Source organism: Nostoc paludosum FACHB-159, assembly GCF_014698835.1.
GTDB lineage: Bacteria > Cyanobacteriota > Cyanobacteriia > Cyanobacteriales > Nostocaceae > Nostoc > Nostoc paludosum.
Map to the genome: position 1 here is coordinate 1 of NZ_JACJTU010000143.1, position 3,718 is coordinate 3,718.

General features: G+C 42.3%; 7 protein-coding genes and 1 pseudogene. 3 read left to right on the forward strand and 5 right to left on the reverse strand.

Annotation, left to right across the window (positions count from 1 at the left end; genetic code table 11):
* Positions 1 to 185 (forward strand): annotated as a pseudogene (locus H6H03_RS39410) (Uma2 family endonuclease); the annotation flags it as partial.
* 2 nt (positions 186 to 187) lie between these two features.
* Positions 188 to 631 carry a hypothetical protein gene (locus tag H6H03_RS39415; RefSeq protein WP_190960397.1) on the forward strand — a complete coding sequence of 148 codons (444 nt, stop codon included), beginning with the start codon at positions 188 to 190 and terminating at the stop codon, positions 629 to 631.
* 50 nt (positions 632 to 681) lie between these two features.
* On the opposite strand, the gene H6H03_RS39915 is transcribed toward H6H03_RS39415, so the two are convergent.
* Complete coding sequence (locus tag H6H03_RS39915; RefSeq protein WP_199339244.1) at positions 682 to 885, reverse strand: hypothetical protein; 204 nt, start codon at positions 883 to 885, stop codon at positions 682 to 684.
* Here H6H03_RS39915 and H6H03_RS42195 point away from each other — a divergent pair.
* On the forward strand, positions 867 to 1,097 hold the full coding sequence (locus H6H03_RS42195; RefSeq protein ID WP_199339243.1) for a methyltransferase family protein: 231 nt from the start codon (positions 867 to 869) through the stop codon (positions 1,095 to 1,097). The two genes, H6H03_RS39915 and H6H03_RS42195, sit on opposite strands and share 19 nt — an antisense overlap.
* 126 nt (positions 1,098 to 1,223) lie before the next feature.
* On the opposite strand, the gene H6H03_RS39425 is transcribed toward H6H03_RS42195, so the two are convergent.
* The 4 genes from H6H03_RS39425 to H6H03_RS39440 all read right to left on the reverse strand — a co-directional run bounded on the left by H6H03_RS39425 (position 1,224) and on the right by H6H03_RS39440 (position 3,202).
* Positions 1,224 to 2,084, reverse strand: coding sequence for a tryptophan 2,3-dioxygenase family protein (locus H6H03_RS39425; protein ID WP_190960399.1), 861 nt, complete (start codon positions 2,082 to 2,084; stop codon positions 1,224 to 1,226).
* Between the two features lie 65 nt (positions 2,085 to 2,149).
* The gene (locus H6H03_RS39430; RefSeq protein WP_190960401.1) at positions 2,150 to 2,401 is read right to left on the reverse strand and encodes a hypothetical protein; all 252 of its coding nucleotides are present in this window, start codon (positions 2,399 to 2,401) and stop codon (positions 2,150 to 2,152) included.
* Between the two features lie 148 nt (positions 2,402 to 2,549).
* Positions 2,550 to 2,756, reverse strand: coding sequence for a hypothetical protein (locus tag H6H03_RS39435; RefSeq protein WP_190952810.1), 207 nt, complete (start codon positions 2,754 to 2,756; stop codon positions 2,550 to 2,552).
* A gap of 71 nt (positions 2,757 to 2,827) precedes the next feature.
* Positions 2,828 to 3,202 (reverse strand): hypothetical protein, encoded by a 375-nt coding sequence (locus H6H03_RS39440; RefSeq protein WP_190960400.1) that lies wholly within the window; start codon positions 3,200 to 3,202, stop codon positions 2,828 to 2,830.
* Positions 3,203 to 3,718: the final 516 nt, after the last annotated feature.

A 3,718-nucleotide genomic window follows, 5' to 3' on the forward strand; every position in this document is an offset into this window, starting at 1 on the left:
GCTTTTGTGAATATTTGCTAGTGAGCCAAACAGAACCCTACATCGAGCAGTATTATAACCAGGAGCGTAACAGTAACGATCGCTGGCTATGGCAAGTTCATTCTGGTCTTGAGCAATCTATCTTCCTACACAGTTTAAAAGTAGAAGTTCCGCTAACTGAAATTTATCGTCGAATTAATTTTTAAGAGTGATAGAAAACTTACGTGCGTGGTGGCGTACAGCTGATAATCTAGGTAAGCCGCAAGCCTACAAGGAACGGATCGCCCAAATCGCTTCGGAGTTCAAGGCTACTGGGCAATTGTCACTCCAAGCAATGGAGGCAATGGAGAAAGATACAGTCAACCGAATCGCCCAAATTTCTGAAAAATTAGCTTCAAGTTTGGGTCAGCGCAAAGATGATGGTACTACTCGTGTCCAGGGGAAGATTTATGATGTCAGCTTCAATCCTGAACGCCAAGATTGGGCGATCGCACACAGAAGCGGCGATGTAATTTTGAGTGTGCAATCTGGGAGAGTGCAGATTAATAGATTGACCCCAGAAATTTTGCACTCTTTCGAGAGTGCGAATTCTAAACTTGATGAAGTTTTGGAAACTAAAAAAAAGACAGCAGGAATACTAAAGATAGTATGAGTTTGTAGGAGTCGCCAGCCGGCAGTGCCGCCGCGACACCTGGAGGGATCTCATGGTAAGCGACGAGCGCAGCGATAAGGCAAAAACAGGCATGGAGCCGTCAGCCGCGAACCCCGGACTCTTGCGGCCTCCTTTGCTATACCTGGGTGCGATCGCCCTGGGTTTGTTGCTGCATTTCGTATGGCCAGTTCGACTCGTGCCTGGTGCAGTGAGCGTGCCACCCGGAGGCACTGTAATGCTTGTCGCTGTCGCACTGTTCCTGTGGGCTGTACGCACGTTTGGGATCGCTGGCACGCCCGTTCCAGGCAATCGCCCTACCACCACGATTGTACGCACGGGGTCCTATAAATACAGCCGCAATCCCATCTATCTGTCTTTCATGCTGTTTCAACTCGGCGTCACATTCTGGGTCAACAGTCTCTGGCTACTCGTCACCCTCATACCAGCTGTGGTGCTGATTATGTGACAAACAATGCCGTAAGCAGGTAAAACTTCCTCTACGATTCCTTCTACGGCTACCACTTGTTCAACATAAGGATTTGCTGCTGTGGGGCAAACAACTACTAGTTTGGGATAGTGGACTTTGGCAAAGCTAAGAGTCTCGTTGGGTAAGTTCTGCTAAACCTGGAAACAGAGGTGCTTGTTCTTTATCGTATTTAGCAAGATAGTCTCTAAATGATGTACCACCAGTACCAACATCAGCACCAACCATTTTTAGTTGTGCAATTGCCAGTCCTAGATGAGATTTATGAAATCGCCTTTGCAAATCTTCATAAGCACTAAAGCACTGGAGAATTGCACTAGCATTTGTATTAGTTTGTAAATTGCCTAGACATTCTGCCTGAGAATTACCAGCAGCGCGGCTAGTGAGGATTTGATAATAGTAGGTGAGGTTGTGCTGACGGTATAATTCAAACCATTGCGTGACTTGTTCCCCATAGCGTTGATTAAACTCTATCTCGGCAATATGCAATTTTCCCTCAGCATTTCTAGTACCACCATCCCAATATTTGCGAACCCCACTCATAATTTCTAGATGGCGGAACTGAAAAGACTGAAACCCGCTAGTAGGGCCAATACTAGTTCTGAACTCTGCAAAAGCACGCATTGTCATCAGAATCGGCATCGTTGTATTTACAACTTCGTAAAAACGCAGGATGCGACGAAAGAAATAGCATACCTCTTGTGTGTTGCCGATAATGGGATCGGTTGTATCCTGTAGCGCTTGTGCCAAACCTTTCAAAACTCGTTCCATATCAATAATCATTTGGTGAAAGGCAAGCTCACATATTTGATGCACAGCAATAAATAAATCTTCGTCTTGAGATGCCGTCAAAGGGTTTTTACAACTAATTAGCTCCTCAATATTATGATAATTCCAGTAATGATTTTGACTAATGTCTAAGCTAGGATTAATTGGCGGTAAAGGTTGAGGTGTATAAGAATCAGACATATTAACTAATAAATATTATTTATTTTTTCATCAAAACAGTTTTGAATTTCTCATTCTAAAAAAGATTAATAATCTTGAAAATTTCTTGAATCTAAATACAATGCTGAACTTTGAAATGCTTCTTCTGGTGTACCATAAAAAGTTCCATTATTAAAGAAGCGTTGCTTCATTCTCTGTTTAACTTGCTCTGGGATTTTTACTCCTCCTGAATGCGGATCGTTTACCCATCCTCTCATAATTAGCCCCTTGAGCAATGCTGGCGCTGATATTATGCTTGTCTTATTTTGCAGACTAACTGTTATCAAAACAGAATACATGCGTAAATCGCCAGAAAACTGATATAAATTCTGTGCGACTGGTAGATAGTGGCAGGAGAAAGCGAGTCTTGTCTATGTCATATTTAGCTCCTACACAATCGAGGAAAAATTTTACACCAAACACTTTGCCCTTTAGGGGTTGAATCCCTTAGTGACGGGTAGTTTCCACAGGCTCCTTTGGTTGTGTGTGAGTTGGTTTTTTCTTGGTTCTAGGCGGAATAACATACCCTACTGCACCAACTCCAATCATTCCACCGCCTATGAAATACATAATATTTTTAGTCAAGTATTGGGAACCAATGTATCCAAAAGTGATTGCTAGAACTGTTGTGACGATCATTTGAGGTACTTTCATATCTAAACTGCTGTCGCTTGCTTATTAAATAAAGGAACGAGTGATTGCTAGTGTGTGCAATTGATACTGTACTATTCATTAGTTTGTCGCTGAGGCTTTTCAGCAAATGAGGCACTAGCAACAAAGCTGGAAAACCCAATAAGCGTCCAGCCCAAGCAGATATGTTTTTGTATCTGCCATTCATATTGCTTGCTCTGGGAAACTGATTTTGTGTTCGCCTCAATAATCTCTAAGCCCCAACAAGAAAGTGTGCCTATACCAAACAAGCAACTACTGGCAATAGAGGCAATCCCTATTGTGTTTAGAATCCGATCGCTAAAATTCGGATTTCTTACAAGAGGCTTTGGTTGACGGCGAGTACGAAGTAGGGTTAATTCATCTGTACCTAGACGTTTTATATGCTCTTGTTGAATCAGAGGGTAAGCAATTTGTTGGTTATTAGTCATTTGTCGTTACCAGTATGTAGTTTTAATTGCATCTATATCAGTGAACGTATGATAAGCCCCCGTTATAGGTTGTACTACATTCCACAGAAGGGTATCAAATTTTCTTTGGTAATAATTTAGTTCCTGAATGCTGAATTATTCTTCACAAAGCCTTCTTTTGCTTCACCAGCACGCCCGCGCAAGTACTGCCGACACTTCCCCTTTCCCCGATAGATCCCAATCCATTGGATTTCTCCTGAATGCGAGATATTTTCACTCTTGTTGCGCGAAGCGTTTTAACAGCATAGGGATGAAAAAGAAAACATTTGTCAGAATGAACTAACTGAAGTTTCAAATCAGGCTCCTCAGTTTTTATTGATGCGACCGAAAATTTTAGAGAAATAGATGAAGCGATGGCAAAAAAGATAAGCTAGTGGGTCAAGTGGCATGGTCATAGCTAATCATCCTTAAAGAGAGGGACAATAAAAGAGGACGAACTCAAGTCGGTATGTCCGAGTCAAAACATGACCCGTCCTC